Origin of the sequence: Pseudomonas sp. DWP3-1-2, assembly GCF_049896285.1 — a bacterium.
Lineage (GTDB): Bacteria > Pseudomonadota > Gammaproteobacteria > Pseudomonadales > Pseudomonadaceae > Aquipseudomonas.
This window is the reverse complement of record NZ_JAFCTZ010000008.1, coordinates 145,482-167,190: the sequence shown is the minus strand read 5'-3', so window position 1 is coordinate 167,190 and position 21,709 is coordinate 145,482. Positions and strand designations below refer to the sequence as shown.

Annotated in this window: 19 protein-coding genes; 9 read left to right on the top strand and 10 right to left on the bottom strand. The window is 61.0% G+C overall.

Going from position 1 to position 21,709, the window contains the following annotated elements:
- Positions 1-20: 20 nt before the first annotated feature.
- The 5 genes from ACP7B0_RS17790 (at position 21) to ACP7B0_RS17770 (ending at position 7,523) form a co-directional block, all read left to right on the top strand.
- A complete protein-coding gene (locus tag ACP7B0_RS17790; protein WP_426142806.1) occupies positions 21-236 on the top strand; it encodes a hypothetical protein in 216 nt (71 codons plus the stop codon).
- Between the two features lie 117 nt (positions 237-353).
- Complete coding sequence (locus ACP7B0_RS17785; protein WP_426142857.1) at positions 354-1,871, top strand: efflux transporter outer membrane subunit; 1,518 nt, start codon at positions 354-356, stop codon at positions 1,869-1,871.
- Positions 1,872-1,901: 30 nt separating this feature from the next.
- Positions 1,902-3,020 carry an efflux RND transporter periplasmic adaptor subunit gene (locus ACP7B0_RS17780; protein WP_426142804.1) on the top strand — a complete coding sequence of 373 codons (1,119 nt, stop codon included), beginning with the start codon at positions 1,902-1,904 and terminating at the stop codon, positions 3,018-3,020.
- Positions 3,017-6,115, top strand: a complete 3,099-nt coding sequence (locus ACP7B0_RS17775) for an efflux RND transporter permease subunit (RefSeq protein ID WP_426142803.1) — start codon at positions 3,017-3,019, stop codon at positions 6,113-6,115. The genes ACP7B0_RS17780 and ACP7B0_RS17775 overlap by 4 nt, the downstream gene beginning before the upstream one ends.
- A 370-nt stretch (positions 6,116-6,485) precedes the next feature.
- Positions 6,486-7,523, top strand: a complete 1,038-nt coding sequence (locus ACP7B0_RS17770) for a hypothetical protein (RefSeq protein ID WP_426142802.1) — start codon at positions 6,486-6,488, stop codon at positions 7,521-7,523.
- Between the two features lie 23 nt (positions 7,524-7,546).
- On the opposite strand, the gene ACP7B0_RS17765 is transcribed toward ACP7B0_RS17770, so the two are convergent.
- From ACP7B0_RS17765 to ACP7B0_RS17755, 3 genes are all read right to left on the bottom strand, one after another.
- Positions 7,547-7,855 carry a class I SAM-dependent methyltransferase gene (locus tag ACP7B0_RS17765; RefSeq protein WP_426142800.1) on the bottom strand — a complete coding sequence of 103 codons (309 nt, stop codon included), beginning with the start codon at positions 7,853-7,855 and terminating at the stop codon, positions 7,547-7,549.
- A gap of 279 nt (positions 7,856-8,134) precedes the next feature.
- On the bottom strand, positions 8,135-8,569 hold the full coding sequence (locus ACP7B0_RS17760; protein ID WP_426142798.1) for a DoxX family protein: 435 nt from the start codon (positions 8,567-8,569) through the stop codon (positions 8,135-8,137).
- 98 nt (positions 8,570-8,667) lie between these two features.
- Positions 8,668-10,089 (bottom strand): transglycosylase SLT domain-containing protein, encoded by a 1,422-nt coding sequence (locus ACP7B0_RS17755; protein WP_426142796.1) that lies wholly within the window; start codon positions 10,087-10,089, stop codon positions 8,668-8,670.
- Positions 10,090-10,280: 191 nt separating this feature from the next.
- On the opposite strand from ACP7B0_RS17755, the gene ACP7B0_RS17750 reads away from it, so the two are divergent.
- The 3 genes from ACP7B0_RS17750 to ACP7B0_RS17740 all read left to right on the top strand — a co-directional run bounded on the left by ACP7B0_RS17750 (position 10,281) and on the right by ACP7B0_RS17740 (position 13,148).
- A complete protein-coding gene (locus ACP7B0_RS17750) occupies positions 10,281-11,084 on the top strand; it encodes a TatD family hydrolase (RefSeq protein WP_426142794.1) in 804 nt (267 codons plus the stop codon).
- Positions 11,085-11,198: 114 nt separating this feature from the next.
- The gene (locus tag ACP7B0_RS17745) at positions 11,199-12,680 is read left to right on the top strand and encodes a methyl-accepting chemotaxis protein (protein ID WP_426142792.1); all 1,482 of its coding nucleotides are present in this window, start codon (positions 11,199-11,201) and stop codon (positions 12,678-12,680) included.
- Between the two features lie 105 nt (positions 12,681-12,785).
- On the top strand, positions 12,786-13,148 hold the full coding sequence (locus ACP7B0_RS17740; RefSeq protein WP_426142790.1) for a terminase: 363 nt from the start codon (positions 12,786-12,788) through the stop codon (positions 13,146-13,148).
- Positions 13,149-13,198: 50 nt separating this feature from the next.
- Here the strand turns inward: ACP7B0_RS17740 and ACP7B0_RS17735 are convergent, their stop codons facing one another.
- From ACP7B0_RS17735 to ACP7B0_RS17710, 6 genes are all read right to left on the bottom strand, one after another.
- Positions 13,199-13,993: an acyl-CoA thioesterase gene (locus ACP7B0_RS17735; protein ID WP_426142788.1), complete on the bottom strand. Its 795-nt coding sequence runs from the start codon at positions 13,991-13,993 to the stop codon at positions 13,199-13,201.
- A 126-nt stretch (positions 13,994-14,119) separates the two neighbouring features.
- Positions 14,120-14,887 (bottom strand): CHAD domain-containing protein, encoded by a 768-nt coding sequence (locus tag ACP7B0_RS17730; protein WP_426142786.1) that lies wholly within the window; start codon positions 14,885-14,887, stop codon positions 14,120-14,122.
- 17 nt (positions 14,888-14,904) lie between these two features.
- Positions 14,905-16,908, bottom strand: coding sequence for a transglutaminaseTgpA domain-containing protein (locus ACP7B0_RS17725; protein ID WP_426142784.1), 2,004 nt, complete (start codon positions 16,906-16,908; stop codon positions 14,905-14,907).
- Positions 16,905-17,888 (bottom strand): DUF58 domain-containing protein, encoded by a 984-nt coding sequence (locus ACP7B0_RS17720; RefSeq protein WP_426142782.1) that lies wholly within the window; start codon positions 17,886-17,888, stop codon positions 16,905-16,907. Before ACP7B0_RS17720 ends, ACP7B0_RS17725 begins: the two co-directional genes overlap by 4 nt.
- Positions 17,858-18,775 carry an AAA family ATPase gene (locus ACP7B0_RS17715; RefSeq protein ID WP_426142781.1) on the bottom strand — a complete coding sequence of 306 codons (918 nt, stop codon included), beginning with the start codon at positions 18,773-18,775 and terminating at the stop codon, positions 17,858-17,860. Before ACP7B0_RS17715 ends, ACP7B0_RS17720 begins: the two co-directional genes overlap by 31 nt.
- Before the next feature lie 521 nt (positions 18,776-19,296).
- Positions 19,297-19,575 (bottom strand): hypothetical protein, encoded by a 279-nt coding sequence (locus ACP7B0_RS17710; RefSeq protein WP_020289290.1) that lies wholly within the window; start codon positions 19,573-19,575, stop codon positions 19,297-19,299.
- A 181-nt stretch (positions 19,576-19,756) separates the two neighbouring features.
- Between ACP7B0_RS17710 and ACP7B0_RS17705 the strand changes: the two genes are divergently transcribed.
- Positions 19,757-20,815 carry a patatin-like phospholipase family protein gene (locus tag ACP7B0_RS17705; protein ID WP_426142779.1) on the top strand — a complete coding sequence of 353 codons (1,059 nt, stop codon included), beginning with the start codon at positions 19,757-19,759 and terminating at the stop codon, positions 20,813-20,815.
- Positions 20,816-21,009: 194 nt separating this feature from the next.
- On the opposite strand, the gene ACP7B0_RS17700 is transcribed toward ACP7B0_RS17705, so the two are convergent.
- Positions 21,010-21,699 (bottom strand): response regulator, encoded by a 690-nt coding sequence (locus ACP7B0_RS17700; protein WP_426142777.1) that lies wholly within the window; start codon positions 21,697-21,699, stop codon positions 21,010-21,012.
- Positions 21,700-21,709: the final 10 nt, after the last annotated feature.

Genomic DNA, 21,709 nt, shown 5'->3' with positions numbered 1-21,709 from the left:
TCTCGCCCCCCTGGTCTGCGATGATCCTGAACCCTGAATCCAAATACCCGAGCCGCCGCTCTTACGTAGTGAAGCTGCGTAGCGATGCCGCACCGGGGGCCCTCGTGGGCCGCCTCGAAAATCTGGTCACCGGACGACAGCGCGAGTTTTCGTCCGCCGAAGAACTGCTGGAATCGATTGCCTCGGACCTCGCGTCCGCGGCCGGTAAACACACGGCAGATGCCGACGGTGAGTGACGTTTCCAACACGAATGAGCGCTCGATATGGCGACCGAAAGGCGACGCTTCGCTGACGACTTCGCGCACACCGGCCCTTACGCTGATGCAACCTCGAATCTGCACGAGTCCAAATTGATGCCGCGACTTCCAGTCTCCTTTCCACTGCCCCTCCACGCCACTCGGACGACCTTGCAACCGGCCAGGCGCCTGGCAAGGCTCGCCGTTGCGGTCGCCCTCGCCACTTCGATCACCTTCGCCCTGACCGGTTGCTCCACGCCGGAAGTCAAGCCGTCGGTCGACCTGCCTGGCAACTTCGCCGCGAGCACAGCCTCCGAGATGGAGCCCGAGGCCGCATGGTGGGAGGTCTACCACGACCCGGTGCTGGCGGATCTGGTGCGCCGGGCAGCCCGCGAGAACCGCGATGTCAAGATTGCTGCCGAGCGCCTGCGCGCCGCGCGTGCCGGCGAAACGGTCAGCCGTTCCTGGCTGTTCCCGAGCCTCGGCGCATCCGCCTCTGGCAGCGATCGCAGCAGTGGTTACAGCTCGGCCACGAAACAGGGTTATCCGGATACCAAGACCACCAGTGTGGGACTGGATGTCTCGTGGGAGCTCGACCTCAGCGGCCGCCTGCGTGCCGGCGCAGCAGCGGCCGAGGCCGACACGCTGGCATCGGAGCACAGCATGCGCGGCGTACGTCTGCTGGTGATGAGCGATGTCGTCAGCAACTACTTCACACTGCTCGGCGCGCAGCGCCAGGTTGAGACGCTACGCGCCATATCCGCGATGCAGGACGAGACGCTGCGTCTGGTCGCCGCTCGCCAGCAGGTGGGACTGGCTTCCCCCTTCGACGTCGAGCGCGCGCAGACCGACGCCTTGTCGGCACGGGCGCAGATTCCTCCGCTGGAAACGCTGGTGGCTGTATCGCGCCATCGTATCGCCGTGCTGGTCGCCGATCCGTCCTTCAATACCGCGAACATCCGGCCCGCGAGTGGCGATGTGGCGGCGGTGCCCGAGGCCAGGCCCGGTCAGCCCGCCGCCCTGCTGAAACGCCGACCTGACGTACTCGCGCTGATGGCGCAACTTGACGCAGCCAATGCGCGCCGCCAGCAGGCCGCAGCCGAGTGGTTTCCGCGGCTCTTCCTCGGTGCATCCTTCGGCCGCCAGGGCCTGGACCTGAACGGCATCGATCTCGGCGCTGCGCGCTTCACTAACGTGGCGGGCCTGCTGGCGATGCCGATCTTCAACGCCGGGCGCACGCAAGCGATCAACGAGGCTGCCGAAAGTGCTCAACAAGAGGCCCTGCTACGCGCCGAAGACGGCATCGTGCGGGCACTCGAGGATGTGGAGAACGCCCTCGTCACGCTGGCGCAGGAACGCCGTCGCTCGGGGTCGCTGCAATTGGCCGCCGCGTCCGCAGAGGCTGCGCAGAACCGCGCCCAATCGCTCTATAACCGCGGGCAGATCGATCTGTTACCGCTGCTGGATTCGCAGCGAGCGCGCCTGGCGGCACGCCTGAATGCCAACGAAAGCAACACCCGCCTGCTGCTCGACAGCGTGCAGCTTTACAAAGCTCTGGGCGGGGGTTGGCAAGTCTTCGAACAACCGGCCACCCCCACCGCCGCCACCGATGCCGACCGTCCACCACTTTCCTGAGAATCTGTCGTTTTCCAAAGAGGAACCGTCTTGAAGAACTCCCTAACTGCGGCCGGCGCGATGGCCGTCGCCGTCCTGCTTTGCGCGTGCAGCCCGCAAGCGCCAACCGAACAGGCTCCAAGGCCTGTACGCACCGTTGAAATCAGCTATGGAAATGCTCGTGAAACAAATCGATATGTGGGCACCGTACAGTCACGGCATGAAGTCGATCAGGCATTCCGCGTAGGCGGCAAAGTGGCCCAGCGCAAAGTCGATGTAGGCCAGCTGGTAAGCGAGGGCGACATCCTCGCTGTACTGGATGACAGTGACTACCGCCTTGCCGAGGAGGTGTCGCGGCAGCAATGGACAGTGGCCGTCGAGCAGACGCGCCAGGCCGAATCGGACCGCCAGCGCCTGACCGCGCTGAAGACTGACGGCTCGGTCAGTGCGGCCGACGACGAGCGCGCGCGCACAAATGCTCAGACCGCACGTGCGACCGCCGAGGCAGAGGCGCGAAAGCTCGAGCTCGCGCGCAACCAGCTCAAGTACACGGTGCTGCGCGCCTCGCGTAGCGGCGTCATCACGGCTGTGCGTTTTGAAGCCGGACAGGTTGTAGCGCAAGGCCAATCGGTTGTCTCGATCGCGAATCCGGGTGAGCCCGAAATCGTCGTCGACGTGCCCGAGGATCAACTTGCTACCTTCAACGGGGCGAGTTTCAAGGCCTCGCTGGCCAGTGCGCCGAACGAGACTTTCAACGTCGCATTGCGCGAGCTGTCGCCGCAGGCTGCAGCGCAGACACGCACTTACCGCGCGCGATTGAAGCTGGTGAACGCACGGCCGCTGCCGCTGGGCGCTACCACTACAGTAATAGCCGAGCGCGTGACGGCGAACATCTCGGTGGCGGCCGTGCCGGCCACGGCACTGACGCAAAGCGGCGGACAGCCAGCGCTGTGGGTAGTTACGCCCATAGGCAAGGATCCGGTTGGCATCGCCGAACTGAAACACGTGGAAGTGTGGGGTTTCCGCAACGACGAGGTACTCATCTTCGGGCCGAAGGCCGGCGCATTGGTTGTCACCGCCGGGGTGCAGAAAATGGCGCCCGGGATGAAGGTCGCGCTTCCTGGCACAGCGATCGTTGACGCGAACTCCATTCAGGAGGCCGCCCAATGAACAACTTCAATCTCACCGACTGGGCGTTGCGTCATCGCGCCATCGTGCTGTTCATGCTCATCGTCGTCGCACTGGCCGGCGCTTTCAGCTTCACCAGGCTCGGTCAACTCGAGGACCCGAATTTCTCTGTGCCCTCAATGACTGCCCTCGTTATCTGGCCGGGTGCCACAGCCCAGCAATTGCAGGACCAGGTGCTCAACCGCATGGAGAAGAAGTTCGAGCAGATCGACAACTTCGAGAAGGTGGTCACCTACGCTCGCCAAGGCTACGCGGGCATGACGCTGACCGTGCGCGGTGGCACCTCCAAATCCGACCAGGCCGAGGCCTGGTACCAGGCACGCAAGAAACTCAACGACCTCAGCCTCGAGATGCCCGAGGGCGTGATCGGTCCAATCGTCAACGACGAATACGGCGATGTATACGGACTGATGTATGCCGTCAAAAGCGACGGCATCGGTCACGCCGAGCTGTCCGATGCGGCCGAAGACATCAAGCGCCGCATGCTGAAAGTGCCCATGGTCAAAAAGATCGACATCGTCGGCAAGCAGGCCAAGCGCATCTATGTCGAGTTCTCGCAAGAGCGCCTGGCAGCGCTGGGCATCACCCCACTGACCATCGCCGAGAGCCTCAAGAGCCAGAACGCGATGCTGCCCGCAGGCCAGATCGATACCCATGGCGACCGCGTCATGGTGCGCGTGAATGGCCCGTTCGAGAGCGTAAGCGCCATCCGTGATCTGCCCATCTCCGCAGGCGGCCGGCAGATCAAACTCGGCGACTTTGCGACCGTTACGCGTGGCTTCGAGGATCCACCGACCTACACCGTGCGCCACAACGGTCAGCCCGTGCTGATGCTCGCCATTACAATGACCAGCGACGGCAACATCGTCGACCTTGGCAAGGCGATGGACACGGCAGTGGCCAAGATCCAGTCAGAACTTCCCCATGGTGTGGAACTGGAACTCGTGGCCGACCAGCCCACCACGGTAAAGGACGCGATCCTGGACTTCGGGCGCGCGCTGGCCGAGGCGCTGATCATCGTGATCGTGGTGAGCCTGGCCAGCCTGGGCTGGCGCGCCGGCCTCGTGGTCGCGACCACGGTGCCGCTGGTGCTGGGCGGCGTGGCACTGGTGATGCTGGCGATGGGCTGGAACCTTGAACGCATCTCGCTTGGCTCGCTGATTATCGCGTTGGGACTGTTGGTGGATGACGCCATCATCGCCATCGAAATGATGGTAGCGAAGATGGAAACCGGCATGGACCGCGTGAAGGCCGCCGCGTTTTCCTATCAGTCCACCGCCATGCCGCGCCTGACCGGCGCGCTGATCACGGTCGTGGGCTTCCTGCCGATCGGCCTCTCGAAGTCGACCACTGGTGAGTACGCGGGCGGCATCTTCTGGATCGTCGGTGCCGCGGTACTGTTCTCGTGGATCTGCTCAGGTATTTTCACGCCATACCTGGCGGTCAAGATGCTGCCTGCCGACTTGGGCAAACACCAGCATGAAACTGGTCTGTACGACACAAAGTTCTACCGCACCCTACGCCGCCTGATTGACACCGCCATCGAGCGCCGTTGGGTGGTCATCGGCGCAACGTTTGGCGGCCTGGCGCTTGCACTGGCGTGTATCAAGTTTGTGCCGCAGCAATTCTTCCCCAACAGTTCGCGTCCTGAACTGGTCATTGACCTGCGCGTCAAGGAAGGTGCCTCGTTCGCCGCGACCACCGAGCAGGTCAAGCACATGGAGGCCATCCTGGCCAAAGACGAGGACGTGCGTTTCTTTACCGCCTACACCGGCGCCGGCGCACCACGCTTTTATCTCTCGCTCAACCCCGAGCTGCCGAATCCTGGATATGCCCAGTTCGTTGTGATGACCAAGGACCTGGATGCACGCGAGCGGGTACGTGCGCGGCTGATGTCCTCGGCCGATCAACAGTTTCCACAGACGTGGATACGCGTGACGCGGCTGGAGTTGGGGCCACCTGTCGGTTACCCGGTGCAATTCCGCATCGTGGGCCCCGATACCCAGATGGTGCGCCATATCGCCCGCCAGGTGGAACAGGTGGTCGCGTCCAGTCCAAAAGTGCGCGACGTCCAGCTCGACTGGAATGACCCGGTGCGCACGCTGAGGGTCAAGCTTGACCACGACAAGGCGAACCTGCTGGGACTCACGCCGACCGACGTGTCACTGGTGACACAGACCGTCATGAATGGCGCGACCCTGTCGCAACTGCGTGAGCGCGAAGATCTGATCGACATTGTGGCGCGTGCTGTCCCCGGGGAGCGTCTAAGCCTCGACACGCTGAAGGACATCAATCTCTACACGCGTCAAGGTACGGTGGTGCCGCTGTCGCAGGTCGCCCAGGTGAGCAACGAGCTGGAAGAACCCGTGCTGTGGCGGCGCAACCGCGACATGGCGATCACCGTTCGCGCCGATGTGAACGATGGTGAGCAAGGTGTATCAGTGACGCAGGAGATCCAGCCGTTGCTCAAGGCCATCGAGGCGAAGATGCCGTCGGGTTACCGCATCGACGTAGGCGGCGCGGTGGAGGAAAGTGATAAGGCCAACAAGGCGTTGTTGGCGGTGGCCCCGCTGATGCTGATCAGCATCCTGCTGCTGCTCATGTTGCAGCTGCAGAGCTTCTCTCGCATGTGGATGGTGGTGCTGACTGCGCCGCTGGGCTTGATCGGCGTGGTGCCGGCGCTATTGGTGTTCCGGTCCCCGCTGGGCTTCGTCGCGATCCTGGGCATCATCGCCCTGGGTGGCATGATCATGCGCAACTCGGTGATTTTGATCGACCAGGTGCAAACCGAAATTGCCGAAGGGCGAGATCCCTGGAATGCGGTGCTGGATGCTGCCATTCATCGGGCCCGTCCGGTGATGCTGACGGCGCTGGCCACCGTGCTTGCAATGGTCCCGCTAACGCGCAGTGTGTTCTGGGGACCGATGGCCATTGCGATCATGGGCGGCCTGACCGTGGCGACGCTACTGACGATCTTCTTCGTCCCGGCGTTGTACGCAGCATGGTTCAAGGTAGGTCGCCAGACGGCCGATGGTACCCAACCCGTGAGCGGTGACGCCGCGCTCGCTTCTGAGTGATGAGCGCCACCCTTGGAGCTCACCGCTATTAGAGTGGTTCGTTCAACGCGTTTCTGAAAGCAACCGAGGTCAGCCGCGAGGTCCTGCGAACGTCACGTTCGCTCGCCCCTCGCGGCTTACAAAAAACTGATGACCACGGAATCTGCTGGCGACTGGCTGCGTTTTTCTCCCGTGGCGGCGTATGCAGCGATCCCCGACGCATCAACCGTGGCCGGACGATATGCATACCAGCGTCCGGCTGCACGACGTTGACCACGGCCAGTCCGATCAGGCAATTGTCGAGACGATCCCGACGTAAACGGGATGCTGCGCTCGTCCAACCTGGTGTACCAACCCATTCCCCCCAGCCGTCGCTACGTATGCGCCTCAATTGAATAGCCGTGACCGATCCTGCCTGGTACATGACGCAACAGCTGTAACCACCGTTTTTTTTGAAAATTCACAGCGGGCTGCCAGACTGCTCATCAGTCGCAGCTGGCAGCGAAGCAGGCCTGCGACGCTTGTAAAAGCACACACTCTTTACGTCAAGGATGACGATATGAACAGATCCCCGTACGACTGGATGGCCACGACACCGAACCTGGGCCGTCTGCGCATTGATGAACTCATACTGCCTGGAACCCACAACTCAGGCATGGACAAGAACTCCCCCAACTTCAACTACCCGCAGGAGGTCACCCAGGACGTGGCACCGGAAGACCAGATCAAATCCGGGATTCGCGTGCTGGATCTAAGGGTTTCGTTCTACGACAAATACGCGGTTTCAGATGCAAGGCGATTTCAGCTTTTTCATGGAACCAGCTCCGGAAGAAACATCGCCGGAGACATTCTGGCGCCCATCCAGCGCTTCTACAAAGAGCTGGAACAGCGTGCAGGCAACGCGCGTGAAATCATCATTCTGGACTTCCATCAATTCAAGAACTTCACTGCGCAGGCTCACCAGCAACTCTGTGAAGCGGTAACGCAAACGCTGGCCGATCGCATGATCCCTCACAATCTGCACCGCCTCACCGTTAACGAGCTTTGGGAACAACATCCGGGCAAAAATGTCGTTGTCGCCTACAACGCCTGGGAGAGAGCCGCGACATTCTGGGAGGGCGTCGATCAACGGTGGAGCGGCAGCAACCTGAATACCACTCGCGAACTTAAAGTCTTCATGGACAAGGTCGCTGACAGTGCCAAGCCTGACTACAGCCTTGAAGCCATACAGTGCGCCAAGTATGTATTGCCTTTACATGTTCCGGATGACTTCAGCAACAAGATCAATGAGTGGTTTGAATCCAGAGATCAGAACAGCTACATCCAGAAATTCAGGATCATCAACACCGACTGGTCGCTGCGCAGCAAGATCGTAAGCAACTGTATGCACGCCAATGAAATCAAGGCCGCATTACGCGCAGATTCCTGACAGCGGACAAGCCGCACGCACATTTAACAGCGGGCAATCAGCCCTTGCCGGGCGATGCGCGTCAGATGGCGGATAACCTCTTCAGCCTGGTCGGCATCCGGTGCCTGCAGTACAGCCAGGTCGAACTGATCGTCCTTGAACTGCTCCAACGATTGCAGGGTGTCGACAAACTGTATGAGAAACGCGTGGGGCCCGCCATTACGTCGAGGCCAGCCGTCCAGATAACGCAGCAAGGTAGGCTGATGAGAACCCCCGAGAAGAATCTTGGGATTACGACGGGCAAACTGAGTGGCTATCGGAGAAATGCGAACAACGGGATGTAATTGACTCATGATGTCTTGTCTCAGCCTCGAAAGATCCGCTGGGCAGCGGTGAGAGGCAACACCGAACCAACGCTTTAGCGGTATTTCGAAGCCCTTGGGCTTCTATCGGCAAGCGTCATGCTTGCCTGGCGCCCCGCAAGTAGTTGTTTAAATCGGCGCATGAGCAGCATCGTAGAGAAGCTGCCAGCTAATTGTCAAATGCCATCAAGAGAAACACTGTTGTAGGAAACTAAACGCAAAAAGCCCGCACGCACTTGAGGTACGGCGGGCTTTCAAAATGCCTCGCGATCAGTTGCCGAGGGTGCGATCCACGGACAGCTTGCCAGCCCCCTCGATCAACACCGCAATGACGCCACCCAGCAACGCCAAGGCAAACTCATAACCGTTGTTGGCCATGAACAGACCGTGGCTGATGTGCACCGAGAAAATCGCCACGACCAGTGTCAGGGCCAGCACGACCGCCGCGGGACGCGCCAGCAGACCGATCACCAGTGCCAGACCGCCAAAGAACTCCGCACTGCCCGAAAGCAGTGCCATCAGGTAACCCGGGCTAAGCCCAAGGCTGGCCATGTATTGCCCTGTGCCTTCCAGACCATAACCGCCAAATGCACCAAACAACTTCTGGCTGCCGTGGGCAACAAAAATGATGCCGACCAGAATACGCAAGACGGTCAAGCCATAGCCGGCCCGGGTTGTGAAAATCGATTTGATCAGAGGGGTCATGCCGTGGATTCCATTAAGTGAGGTGTTGCGCCATGATAATCAAATTAATTCATGTGAACACCGCAAAAAACGCCACATAATTATCAGTAAATTCGATATTAGCGCGCTTTGAGTATGAGCGGAGCGGGACCTTCCAGGGAATCTCGTGCGCGATCAAACGCCAGATAATACTTATTCACGCTATTAACATAGCTCACCACGCCCATCCCCACCTGCTCCATCGCCACGCGTTCAGTCTGGAAAAACCACTGGTTCGGGTTCAAGCCGCGACGCCGGGCTTCGGCGCGCATACGTTGGACGCGCTCGGGGCCCAGGTTGTAGGCGGCCAGGGTAAACGCCATGCGTTCACGTTCATTGAACCGGGGGCCGGAGAAAAACTTTCGGCGGATCAACGCCAGGTATCTGGCCCCGGCCTGGACATTATTGTCGGCCGTCTGAATATTGCCGACGCCGACCCGTTGCGCCGCTGACGGCGTAATCTGCAGCAAGCCGGTCGCGCCGCCACTGCCTTGGGCAAGTGGATCGAGGGCCGATTCCTTGAAAGCCAGGGCCGCCAGACTCAGCCAGTCGATGCCTTGAGCGTCGGCGTGACGTTGCAGCATCGGGCGCAGCTGTTCCAGACGCTTGCGATCCGCGCGAGCCAAGGGGTTGTGCACACGGTAGAGGCCTTTATAGGCCTTCTGTAACACGACATCCTGATCGACCGGCGCGCGATAGGTCGTGAGGAATTGGTCAATGCTGGCGCGCAATGCAGACGCGTCCTGACGCACATACCAGTGCATATCGCTGCCGGTGCTCAAGGCCAATGCCCGGTCGACCCGTAATTTAGGCATGACCCGATCCCAGCGCTCGGCAATCGGTTTCTCTACCACGGTCAGGTGAAAAATGCCTGCCTGGACCATCTCCAGGACATCCTCCACCGCCAGGCTCGGATCAACCCATTCGATCTTGACCGGTGGCAGCTTGCGCAAGGCCAGACGCTGATTCAGTTGATGCACCGCTTCATCGGCGGCACTGCCTGCAGGAAGGCTCAACGTGCGGCCGGACAGTTGCTCGACGTGTTTGAAGGCCCGCTCCCCTTTGACGCCGATCAACAGCAACGGTACCTGGCTGACAATGGGGGCACTGGCCTGAACACCCTCGACGCCGGTGGCATCGAGTAACTCGCCGGGCGCCACCAGATCGCCTTCGCCCCGTCGCAACGCGCTGAGTAATTGGTTCTTGGCTTTGGGGATGATTTTGAAGGTCACATGCTGAGCGTCACGAGCGTGACCGTTGAGGTAGTTCTCGAATGCCTGGAGCCGATGATATTCGACACCGATCTCTTCGCCCTGCACGTCACCCGAACTGTTGCGGCTTTGATTGACCAACACCCGCAGGACCTTGCTGCTGCGTATCGCAGGCAGATCCCGGACCTGGGTGTTGTGTTGCACCACCTGCGGACCGGCCTGACGAGCGTTGGCCGCCATCGGCATCAGTGCCACCAGAAAAGCGACGGGGACCATCAGGGCTCGGATCATTCACTCTCCAGGGAAATGCCGGTCTAAAAGCAGGAAAAAAACAGCACAGTGCCAGGCGCGGGTCACGCACGCCTGACGGGGTATTGACTCGTCAAGCTGAAATATGGCGCTCAACTCGTTGAATTTTTGAGGTTTTCTTATTGGCACCCAAGCTCTGATATCCTCAGCGGTCTTCGGCTTGAGGTAGCACCATGCAGCTCATCGACATCGGCGTCAATCTGACAAATTCCAGCTTCGCCTCGCAACGACAGGCGGTTCTCGACCGTGCCTACGAGGCAGGTGTGCGCCAACTGGTGGTCACCGGCACCAGCGTAGAAGGCAGCGAACAGGCTTTGCAGTTGTGTCATGAGCTGGATGAAAAGGCCCTGCACTTGTTCAGCACTGCGGGTATCCACCCCCATTCAGCCAGCGATTGGACCGGCGATACCGAACAACAGTTGCGTGCCCTGCTCAACGAAAAACGGGTCCGGGCCGTAGGCGAATGCGGACTGGACTTCAACCGCGATTTCTCCCCGCGCCCGCAACAGGAAAAGGTGCTGGAGGCGCATCTGGCGCTGGCGGTGGAGTTGCAAATGCCGGTGTTTCTCCACGAACGTGACGCGAACCAGCGTCTGCTGGAGATTCTGCGTGACTACCGCGATCGCCTGCCCGCAGCTGTCGTGCACTGTTTTACCGGTGAGCAGCGCGCCTTGTTCAGCTACCTTGATCTGGACTTGCACATTGGCATCACGGGCTGGATCTGCGACGAACGCCGGGGCACGCATCTGCATCCTTTGGTGCGCGACATACCTCGGGGCCGTTTGATGCTTGAAAGTGATGCGCCGTACCTGCTGCCGCGCACCTTGCGCCCCAAACCGAAGAACGGCCGTAATGAGCCGGCGTATCTGCCCGAAGTGCTACGCGAAGTGGCGCTGCATCGGGGCGAGACTCACGAAGATCTGGCGGCGCACACGCGTCGTTGCGCGCAGGCATTCTTCAACTTGCCCGAACTTTAAAGCAATGACCCCGAATGTTTGCTTGACCCACATCAACGTATTCTTTAATGATTGGATTCATCATGGTGGCACCTTGCCGCACGTCTACCCACGATTAACAAAAGAAGACCTCTTATGGGCACCTGGCTTAGCAATCTTTCGCTGAAGTACAAGTTCTGGGCCGTCAATGCGGTCGCCTTCATTACCACCCTGTTGTTGGTCGTGTATGCCTTGCAACTGGAACAAGAGGCTCGCGTGGACGGCGCACGCCAGTCCGCCCAGGCACAGGCCCGACTGTTAGGCGCGTGGCCGGGAGCACAATCCATCCCCGCCGCTTCCGATGTATTGGTCTTCCCCCAGGGTCAAACACCGAAATACAAGGACCAGTCGCTACCGCAACTGGCCAGCGGCAACGGCTGGGTCGAACTGAGCCTGACCCCGTCCACGGATGAAAACACCCTGATCGGCGCCCAGGTCATCGCTCGCCCCGACGGGCAGCGCGTGGCGGTACTGGCCTTCGCCCCCAGCGTGATTCAAGTGTTCGAAGCTCGCTTCGTCAATTACGCCGTCGCTGTATTTATCCTGATGCTGGCCATGCTGTGCGCCTCCCAATTGCTGATCCGCTTTCTGCTCAGCCAGCTCAATACCCTCAAGGACGTCATGCTCCATGTGGAGAAAAGCGGCGATCTGTCTGCCCGCGTGCCCCTTGTTGGCGAGGATGAAGTGGGCCAGATGGCCAAGGCCTTCAATGCGATGCAAGGCGGGTATCAGCGCGTGGTGACCACCGTTGCCCAGACGGCAGCACGCCTGGACAAGGGCGCTGCGCATCTGGCCGCCGGCATGAATGACGTGCGCCACGGCATGCTCGGTCAACAGAGTGAAACCGATCAGGTTGCCACGGCAATCAACGAAATGTCCGCGACGGTGTTCCACATTGCTCAACACGCCGGGACCACCCGCGACCAGTCGCAGACCGCCGACACACTGGCGGGCGGCGGCAAGGCGGTTGTCGATCGCGTGCAGCAGTCCATCGCCGGATTGTCCACGGGCGTGGCGCAAACGGCCGAGATGATCCAGCGGCTTGCCGAAGACAGCCAGAAAATCAATGGTGTGGTCAGCGTGATTCACAGTATTGCCGAGCAGACCAACCTGCTGGCCCTCAACGCCGCCATCGAGGCCGCTCGGGCCGGTGAAATGGGTCGCGGCTTCGCGGTGGTCGCCGATGAAGTGCGCAATCTGGCCAAGCGCGTACAGACGTCCACCGATGAAATCACCACCATGGTTTCCGCTTTGCAGGCCGGTACTCGGGATGCGGTGGATTTCATGCAGGACAGCTCGTTCAAGGCCGACGAGTGCGTGCAACAGGCTCAGGAAGCCGGTGACGCCCTGGCCGCCATTGCGGGCGCTGTCGCACAAATGCGCGAGAGCAACACCCAGATCGCGGTCGCAGCCCAACAACAGAGCCAGGTGGCTGAAGAGATGAACCGGGCCGTGGTGAGCATCCGTGACGTGACCGAACGCACGGTCAATCAGACCGTGGATTCGGCCACCACCAGCGGCGAGCTGGCGACGCTGGCCGGTGAGTTGAACAAGGCTATCGGTCAGCTCAAGCTCTGAAGGCAAGCGGCGCTATGGCACTGATAGTCAGGCTTGATTCGCTGCCATGGCGAGTCAGGCCTACTCTTGATGTATCGAATTGATGCAGTGAAGAGGACAGCAGTGATGGGCAAGCGACTTCCCAATCTCCCGACATGGCAATGGCGCGGCTACGCCGACAACCACCGTCATCCGACCAACCTTGTTCTGCATCTGATCGCAGTGCCGTTGTTTGTCCTCGCTGCGCTGCTGATCCTCAACGGCCTGTTCTCCCTTAGCTTTTCTGCCTTGGCGATCGGCGTGATCGGCCTGATTGCAGCCCTGGGGATCCAGCGCCACGGGCATTCACTGGAAGCCCTGCAACCTGAACCCTTCAGCGACCGTGCGGATGCCATCCAACGCTTGCTGGTGGAGCAATTGATCACCTTTCCGCGTTTCGTCCTGAGCGGCGGCTGGTGGCGAGCCTGGAAAGAACGGCATCGCCGATAATGCACCGCAACGGTATCTGCCCCGCGCGCTGACTGCCGTCGCGGGGCGGCTTAACCGAACACCGTCACCGTCTGGCGACTGATCGCCACCAGTTCCCCGGCAGGCGACCAGAGCATGGCGGCGGTGTGACCGTATCCATCCCGGGCGTGTTCGATCACGGCCCGATACAGGCACCAGTCGTGGGTGCTCAGTTCCGGCATGGGCTGGACGAACTCGATGGTCCAGGTCAGCGAACTGCCCGGCGCGGGCTTGCTCAAGTGCGGCAGCAACGCAGGCGGCCACGTGTCGACCAGTGCCAGCAGATGAGCCTCGGTAAGCCTCCCCTCTTCTATCTCGCGAAAGCGCACATAACCCCCGATGGCGGGCGAAGGGGTATTGCTGTAGGGCATACCGCCCAACCCCCAGCGCAAATCCATGAAGCGCAGGTACTCAGGCATAAGGCCGCTGATAAAAGGAAACTGCACGCAGGCTTCAAGGGGTTTGAACTCGGGTGCCGGATCGGCCTGGACTGAAATGCTGGACTCCCGGGGGGCACCGAAGCTGCCTTGCATCAAGGTCATGACCTGACCGTTTTGCATGGCGCGCCCCAGTACCTGGCTGACAGCCTTGCCTTCGCGCAGGACTTGCACCTCGAAGGCAATCGGCACACCCGGCTCCGGTGGCCCCACGAAGGTGATCGCCAAAGAACGCACCGGCCTGTGATCCGGGACCTGGGCGCGCATGGCTTCATATTGCAACGCGGCCATCAACCCGCCAAAACACGCCCGCCCTTGCGCCCATTCAGCCGGAATCGTGACCGAGAGCGGATTATCGTTGACCGCATGGAGCAATTCGGAAAAGTTCATGCACACCGCCACTGTGAAATATCTGGAAACCTGCGACGATCTTAACCAGCAGAAGATCAACCCGCAGGGTTTATATCCGCCATTTCAGCGGCCAGATTGCCGAACGTGATGTCCAGACGCTCAGGCTCAAAGGGCAAAGCACGCCTTGCCTAACCGTTTTAGCGCCTCGTCGGCTTTTTTCTCGGCACGCACGATGCCCAGATGCCAACCGGCGATGCACGGCGCCAGATCCTGTTGCTGCCCGGCCTGAGTGAGCCATTGCAGATGGTCATGCCAGTCGCCCAATGCGCCTTGAGCGGCCTTCAGACGGGCCTGGGTCCTGGCCGATTGATGGCTCAGTTGCGGGTAGGCTTCGGCGGCGTAGCGGACCCGTTTGATCAGCAAGCGCAGTTGATGGCGATCATGGGCCGGATCGGCCATGGCTTTGCTGAGTTTCTTCCATTGCTTGTCCATGGTTTTTTCGATGCTTTGGCGCAGCCCGCGCAACAGATGCTGACGCTGCTGAACGCGGATAAAACCCGGAAACTGATCCAGCATGCCAAACAATCGATTGAGTTCCGCAGATTGCGCCACCTGCCCATAAGCCCGGCTGACCTCCTCGGTGCGCCAGCGCGCCGCTTCGGTCATGCCGTGTTCCGTCAGGTACGCGGCCAGCACCTCCATGTCCCGCAGGGGCGTGGTCAACTGGCCTACCGCCTTGGCCGCTTCTTCCAACTGCTCGACACCCGACAGCCCGCGCAACGGACGCAGCAAGCTGCGCAATCGACGCACCGTGGTGCGCAGGTCGTGCAATGCTTCGCTGTCGGTGGCTGCCGAGAGTCGCGCATGGCTGGCAAGCAGCTTGATGTCGAGGGTCAGTATCTCCGCGACCAGATGATTAACCATCGATGACATGTCGTGATCCTTTTTGATTACTGATTGATGCCTTTGGCGGCCGAAAGGCGCCAGGGCAAACGACGTCGCAGTTGCTTCAATCGTCGGCGCAATTGTGCGGATGAAGCCCGACGGCCCGCGTAGCGTTGCGCCTGAAACTCCTCGGTAAAGGCGTCGATCCACTCGGCTTGCTCAGGGAAAAACAGCCCGGCACGACGTGCAAACGCCTCCACCCCTTCGCCGGGCAGGCGGCGCAGGCCGCGACGCGCCAGCAGGCGCTCAAAGGCATTGAACACCCGCAATTGTGAATCGCTTTCGCGCTGCCAGGGTTTGAATATCCACAATGCGATCACCACCAGCGCGGCCCCCGCAGCGCCGATAAACGCAGGGGCCTGCAGGCCCGAAAACCAGCGGTCGAGCACTTGCAACTGTTGTTGCCCCTGATAACCAAGGACCCAACGTTGCCAGCCGTAGTTCAAATTATCCCAGCTCAGGCGCAGGGCGTTGATCCAGGGCACATTGCGATAGCGCAGCGCTGACATCGGCGAGTCATCGAGAAAGACCTCGTCGGCCGCCAGCGCCTGTTCAAGGCCCTGCTCGATACGTTGCGGCGCCACCGCGGCGGTTGGGTCGACGCTGCGCCAGCCACTCCCCGGTTGCCAGTATTCCACCCACGCGTGAGCGTCGAACTGGCGCACTGTCAGGTAATTGCCTTCCGGGTTCAGCTCGCCGCCCTGATAACCGGCCACCACCCGTGCGGGAATGCCCGCTGCGCGCAGCACGAACGTCATGGCCCCGGCGTAATGGGCGCAAAACCCACGGCGACTGTCGAACAGGAAACTGTCGATGTTTTCCGGCCCCAGAGTGGGCGGCTTGAGGGTGTAGTGAAAAGATTCGGTTCGAAAGTAAGCCAGCACGGCGTCTACCAGCGCATCAGGTCGTGGATGGTTACGCAGCAGGTCATTGGCCCACTGCCGAGCCTGGGGGTTGCCCTTGGGCGGGAGTTGCACGTCCTGACGCTGGATGTTTTCGCTGAACTGCCCGTCCCGGATCGCTTCCGGCCAGGAACTGACGCTGTACAAGAGCGACTGTTCCACCGGCCGACGACGTTGCAGACGGAAATCACTCATCTGCCGCACATCCGGCAGGTCGGTCTGGCCCACGTCCAGGGTCGACAGCCACGGGCGTCCGCTGGGCTCCATGACGATGCTGTAGCGCAGCGCGTCACCCTGTTTCTGCCACTGCGCCAGTTGCACCGTCTGCGCCCGCGCTGCCTGGGACCAGCGCCGACCGTCGAACTGTTCAAGGGTCAATGATCGCCAGTACAGTTGATTGCGCGCCGGTATCGCGCCTTCGAAACTGGCGCGAAACACCAGCGCCGCCGACTTGCTCAGTTGCGCGATATCCCCGGGTGCCATGCTGTCGGACAGCCCGGTCAACGCCTTGTTACCGGGTTGCGGCAACGACCACAGCGGCTCCAGTCGAGGGAAAAACAAAAACAGCACCAGCATCAACGGCACGGCCTGCAGCAATAACGCGAGGGCCAGCTTGAAGCTGCCGGCAGGCTTGGCCGGCGTATCGGTCTGCTGCAAACCTATCAAGGCTGCCAACAGCGTGCTCACCGGCAGCAGGGTAAACGCTGCCCAGAGCAGATTGTCTTCAAATAAATAGCCCACCACGACACAGAAAAACCCCAGAAAAATCAGCACCAGTGCATCGCGGCGGGTTTGCATTTCCAGCATTTTCAGGACGAAGGCGGCAATCAGCAGCGCCGCGCCAGCGTCCAGCCCCACCAGACTGCCCCGGGCCAGATACACCCCGCCCGCCGTGCCCACCAGCAAGCCAGACTTGATCCAGGTGCCGGGAATGCGCACGCGCATGCGGGAAATCTGAATGCGCCACAGGGTGCATACCAGCCAGAGAACCAGGATCGACCAGGGCACATGGGTGATGAACGGGACGATCACCAGGGCCTGAGCCACCATCAGCCATGTCAGGCTGCCCCGAGGGATGGGTTGGCTGAGGGCCGGATCGGCGCTCATGGGCGGTTACCGTAAAGGGCCAGAGCGCGCAGGCAGGTTTCGCGATGCACCTCACCGCTGTCCATCGCCGCGAGGAAACCCGGCAACCGCAGGGCAAAGGGTTGCTGCCGCTGGGACAGGAGCACGACCCAGTAGCACAGACGCGACAGGCGATCCTCGATATCACCGCCCATTGCCATGAAATCCAGACACAGGTCGTGGCCGCTCAGGTCGCTGAAGTCCTTGATCAACAGCCCTTGCCCACGGGACCAGGCCTTCCAGTGCATGCGGCGTCGGTTGTCGCCGGGTTGATAAGGCCGCAGGCCATGATAGTCGTCCACCCCTGGCCGCTGGGTCGCCTCGCCCTCGTCGTCGACCTGCGGGTGAGTTCCTTTGAGCAGCGGTATTGCACCGGCAACGGGCCGGGGGTAAATCAACGCGGTCTGCTCAAGGTCCAGCCAACTCCAGGCCCGCAGCAGGCTCAACGGGAATACGCTCTGGACCCGCAAACGCGGCGCCCGCAACCAGCCCCGATGCTCAGCGGGTAACGTCAGATCCATCTCTATACGGCCGTCAGCCGTGACATCCACCTGCTGCAACTGACTGACGTCCCAACCCACGGCAATGGCCTGGCGGGGGCGTCCAGCGCTGTCCAGGCGCAACCGCAACGGCACCGCCTCACCGACAAACACCGAACGCGCCACACCGGCGCTGAGCATCAGCCCACTGACGTTGCGATAGGTGTGCAAAATCCCCAGCACGCCCACGGACATCAGCAGAAACGTGAGGCCATAAGCCAGGCTGTTCTGGTAATTGATCGCGACCAGCAGCATCAATACCAACACCAGCGCAAAGGTGGCCCCCGTGCGCGTCGGCATGATGAAAATGCGGCGGTGATCAAGGGTGACGCGGGGCGCCGGAGGAATTCGCCGGGACAGCCAGCGTTGCCAGATCGAGGTGAGCTGTTCGATCAAAGCACCGGCACCTCGCGCAATAGCCACTGAACCAATGCCCCACTGCCATGCCCGGCAGGTTCGGCTCGCTCGCGCAGTCGGTGGCCGACAACGCCGGGCAGAATCGCCTGCACGTCTTCAGGAATGACATAGTCGCGCCCGGCCAACAGCGCCCAGGCCCGGGCCGCCGAGAGAATCGCCAGACTGGCTCGGGGAGAAAGCCCATAAGCGAATTGCGGCTGGCTGCGGGTAGCGTCCACCAGACGCAAGACATAATCCACCAACGCATCACTGGCCCGCACTTGCCTGACCTGGGCTTGCAGCAACGCCAGTTCGGCATGGTTGAGAAGCGGTTGCAGACGCGGCAGCAGATCCCGTCGTGACTCACCCATGAGTAAGGCTTTCTCTGCCGATTTGGCGGGATAGCCCAGGGAAAGACGCATCAGGAAACGATCCAGTTGCGATTCAGGCAACGCAAAGGTGCCACCCTGACTGAAAGGGTTCTGGGTAGCAATCACGAAGAATGGATCGGGCAATAGCCGCGTGGCGCCTTCAATGGTCACCTGCCCCTCTTCCATGGCTTCGAGCAAGGCGCTTTGACTTTTGGGGGTGGCGCGATTGATCTCGTCCGCCAGCACCAGCTCCGCGAAAATCGGCCCCGGATGAAAGGTGAACTGCCCGGTGTCGCGATCAAATACCGAGGTGCCGAGGATATCGCCGGGCAACAGGTCGGAGGTGAACTGAATACGCTGAAAGCTCAAGCCCAGGACTTTGGCCAGCGTGTGACTGAGCGTGGTCTTGCCCATGCCGGGCAAATCCTCGATCAACAGATGACCACCGGCCAGCAGGCACGTCATGGCCAATCGAACTTGCGGTTCCTTGCCCAGCACCACCTCATTGATGGCGTTGAGGCATTCATCAAGTTTCCTGCCCATAGAAAACACTCTCCAGGCGACTGCCTCTGACCCATTGGCTCGCACACGCAAGGCATACAGCCACTTTAAGGTCAGCGTAGGTTGTTTCGCCAGAGCGGGGAGGTAAAAGGCTGGAGGGGGGAAGCAGGAAAGTCAACTATCGCTGCCTCGCGAGCAACGCGAGGCAGCGATAGCGGTTCGACAGAGACACCGCTTCGCGGCCGTCGTAACCTCCGAGCGTTCCTACACCAACACCTGATTGGCGAAGAGTTGTAGGCGCTCACGAGCAACGCGAGGCAGCGATAGCGGTTCGACAGAGACACCGCTTCGCGGCCGTCGTAACCTCCGAGCGCTCCTACACCAACACCTGATTGGCGAAGAGCTGTAGGAGCTCACGAGCAACGCGAGGCAGCGATAGCGGTTCGACAGAGACACCGCTTCGCGGCCGTCGTGACCTCCGAGCGCTCCTACACAGGCACCTGATTGGCGAAGAGTTGTAGACGCTCACGAGCAACGCGAGGCAGCGATGGGGTTGACGGGGTTTATCGCCCGGCGCGGGACTCACGAATGTAGAAGCGCGCTTTCTCGGCTTTGCTGGTGCAGCCTTCGAAGGCTTCAAACTGTTGCTGGGTCTTCGCGCCGGTCAGCAACGACAGGGCTTTGGAGTAGCTGACAGTACCCGCAAAACCTTCGGCCTTGGCCAGGTCCAGTTCGTGCCAGGCTGAATCCAGCTGCGTGGCGCAGCTGTCGCGATAGCCGGTCTTGCCGGCGCAACCTGTTAAAACCAGAGCTAATAATGGCAGGCAGATCCAGGCTTTCATCGGTGTTACCTCGGCAAATAAGATTCGAATGTGCGACTTGGACGGTCCTGGCATTTAAAAGTGCCGTGACCGGGCGGCAAGAGTAACTGTTTTTTGCATCCGACACGTCTTCACAGGGCGCCTGTGAAGCAGGATCATGTGGGTTTGCGCGTATCGTGTGCCATTCTCAGGAGCCCGCCCCATGAAAAAACGCATCGCTTTGGTACTCGGCTCAGGGGGAGCACGCGGTTACGCACACATTGGCGTCATCGAAGAACTGGAGCGCCGCGGTTATGACATCGCCTGCATCGCCGGCTGCTCCATGGGCTCGGTGGTCGGCGGGATTTACGCGGCAGGCAAGCTGCCACAGTACCGCGACTGGATCGAGAGCCTGGATTACCTGGATGTGTTGCGCCTGGTGGACGTCAGTTTCCGGCTCGGGGCCATCCGTGGCGAGAAGGTGTTTGGCCAGATCCGGGAAATCGTCGGTGAAATCAATATCGAAGACCTGCGCATTCCCTATACGGCCGTGGCCACTGACCTGACCAATCAGCAGGAAATCTGGTTTCAGGAAGGTTGCCTGCATCAGGCGATGCGGGCTTCGGCGGCCATTCCCAGCCTGTTCACGCCAGTCATGCAGGGCGGGCGCATGCTGGTGGATGGCGGCTTGCTCAACCCACTGCCCATTGTGCCGGTGGTGTCCAGCCACTGTGATCTGATCGTCGCCGTGAACCTGAACTCCACCAATCAGGGGAACTACCAGTTGCCGGTCATCGAGCGCCCCCCGGCGGTAAAAAAGCGTTTCGACAGCCTGATCAACTCGTTGGGCTCGCACCTGCCCTTCCGTCGCAAGCTGGATACCACGGGCGGCGACGTGTTGCGTCTGGAGCAAGACAGCCTCAAACCCCGCGCGGCACACATCGGCAATCCGTGGCTGGGCGAAAGCTCTGCCGACCCCCAAGGTCAACAACCGGCGGCGGCCCCGCAAAGCGAGAGCGCACCGAAATCCGCGACCGGCTCGGTGATCGTCGATAACGTCGGGCCAGCCTCGCTGCTGGACCTCATCAACCAGAGTTTTGAAGTGATGCAGACTTCACTGGCCCAATACAAGATCGCCGGCTACCCCCCGGACATTCTGATCAATGTGCCCAAGCGGGTGTGCCGGTTTTTCGAGTTCTACAAGGCACCGGAACTGATCGCCCTGGGCCGGGAGATCGCCAGCGATACGCTGGACCGGTATGAGGCGCAGCATAAAAAATAACTGCAGTTGTTGGAGCGGGCGAGCGGCGTTCCGACTTGCCCGCGAAAGCGTCGGGCCCGTGAACAGATCTTGCGTCAGAGATATCGCCTTCGCGGGCAAGCCACGCTCCAACGGATTATCATCCCGCCGTCAGTTATCCGCCCAAGACACGCCCGCGTGTATACGTGGGTGGAGCGAGCGGCGTTCGGGCTCGCTCAAACCTCCCGCAACCGATACCCGACCCCCGCCTCGGTCACGATAAACCTCGGCGCGGTGGGATCATCGCCCAGTTTCTGGCGCAGATGGCCCACGACAATACGCAGGTAATGGGTGTTTTCAGTGTGCGTCGGGCCCCAGATATCCTTGAGCAATTGCTGCTGGGTGATGACACGTCCCGGATGCCGCGCCAGTTGCGCCAGCACAGCGTACTCCTTGCGCGTCAGGCCCACCTCCACGCCATCGAGCAACACCCGGCGATAGGCCAGGTCCACGGTCAACGGCCCGAACACCAGCGCGGCAGTCTGTGGCTCACCGCTGGGCGCCTGACGCAGCAAGGCGCGGATGCGGGCGAGAAATTCCTGAATACCGAACGGTTTGGTCACGTAGTCATTGGCGCCGCCGTCCAGCGCTTCGACTTTCTGCGCCTCGCTGGCGCGCACCGAGAGCACCAACACCGGCGCGACGGACCACTCGCGGAACTCGCGCAGCACCTGCTGCCCGTCCATGTCCGGCAAACCGAGATCCAGAACCAGCAAATCCGGTTTGCACAAGGCGGCCTGGCTCAATCCGTCGGCACCGGTACCTGCCTCGATGACTTTATAGCCCTGTGACGCCAGGCTGATGCGCAGGAATTTGCGAATCTGCGGTTCGTCGTCGATTACCAGAATGGTTGCGGTCTGACTCATGAGTGCCTTG

Coding starts and splice junctions, on each gene's coding strand:
- ACP7B0_RS17775 (WP_426142803.1), top strand. CDS start 3,017: ATGAACAACTTCAATCTCACCGACTGGGCGTTGCGTCATCGCGCCATC.
- ACP7B0_RS17705 (WP_426142779.1), top strand. CDS start 19,757: ATGAAAAAACGCATCGCTTTGGTACTCGGCTCAGGGGGAGCACGCGGT.
- ACP7B0_RS17735 (WP_426142788.1), bottom strand. CDS start 13,993: ATGAACTTTTCCGAATTGCTCCATGCGGTCAACGATAATCCGCTCTCG.
- ACP7B0_RS17765 (WP_426142800.1), bottom strand. CDS start 7,855: ATGAGTCAATTACATCCCGTTGTTCGCATTTCTCCGATAGCCACTCAG.
- ACP7B0_RS17760 (WP_426142798.1), bottom strand. CDS start 8,569: ATGACCCCTCTGATCAAATCGATTTTCACAACCCGGGCCGGCTATGGC.
- ACP7B0_RS17750 (WP_426142794.1), top strand. CDS start 10,281: ATGCAGCTCATCGACATCGGCGTCAATCTGACAAATTCCAGCTTCGCC.
- ACP7B0_RS17740 (WP_426142790.1), top strand. CDS start 12,786: ATGGGCAAGCGACTTCCCAATCTCCCGACATGGCAATGGCGCGGCTAC.
- ACP7B0_RS17785 (WP_426142857.1), top strand. CDS start 354: ATGCCGCGACTTCCAGTCTCCTTTCCACTGCCCCTCCACGCCACTCGG.
- ACP7B0_RS17700 (WP_426142777.1), bottom strand. CDS start 21,699: ATGAGTCAGACCGCAACCATTCTGGTAATCGACGACGAACCGCAGATT.
- ACP7B0_RS17725 (WP_426142784.1), bottom strand. CDS start 16,908: ATGAGCGCCGATCCGGCCCTCAGCCAACCCATCCCTCGGGGCAGCCTG.
- ACP7B0_RS17715 (WP_426142781.1), bottom strand. CDS start 18,775: ATGGGCAGGAAACTTGATGAATGCCTCAACGCCATCAATGAGGTGGTG.
- ACP7B0_RS17745 (WP_426142792.1), top strand. CDS start 11,199: ATGGGCACCTGGCTTAGCAATCTTTCGCTGAAGTACAAGTTCTGGGCC.
- ACP7B0_RS17730 (WP_426142786.1), bottom strand. CDS start 14,887: ATGTCATCGATGGTTAATCATCTGGTCGCGGAGATACTGACCCTCGAC.
- ACP7B0_RS17755 (WP_426142796.1), bottom strand. CDS start 10,089: ATGATCCGAGCCCTGATGGTCCCCGTCGCTTTTCTGGTGGCACTGATG.
- ACP7B0_RS17710 (WP_020289290.1), bottom strand. CDS start 19,575: ATGAAAGCCTGGATCTGCCTGCCATTATTAGCTCTGGTTTTAACAGGT.
- ACP7B0_RS17790 (WP_426142806.1), top strand. CDS start 21: ATGATCCTGAACCCTGAATCCAAATACCCGAGCCGCCGCTCTTACGTA.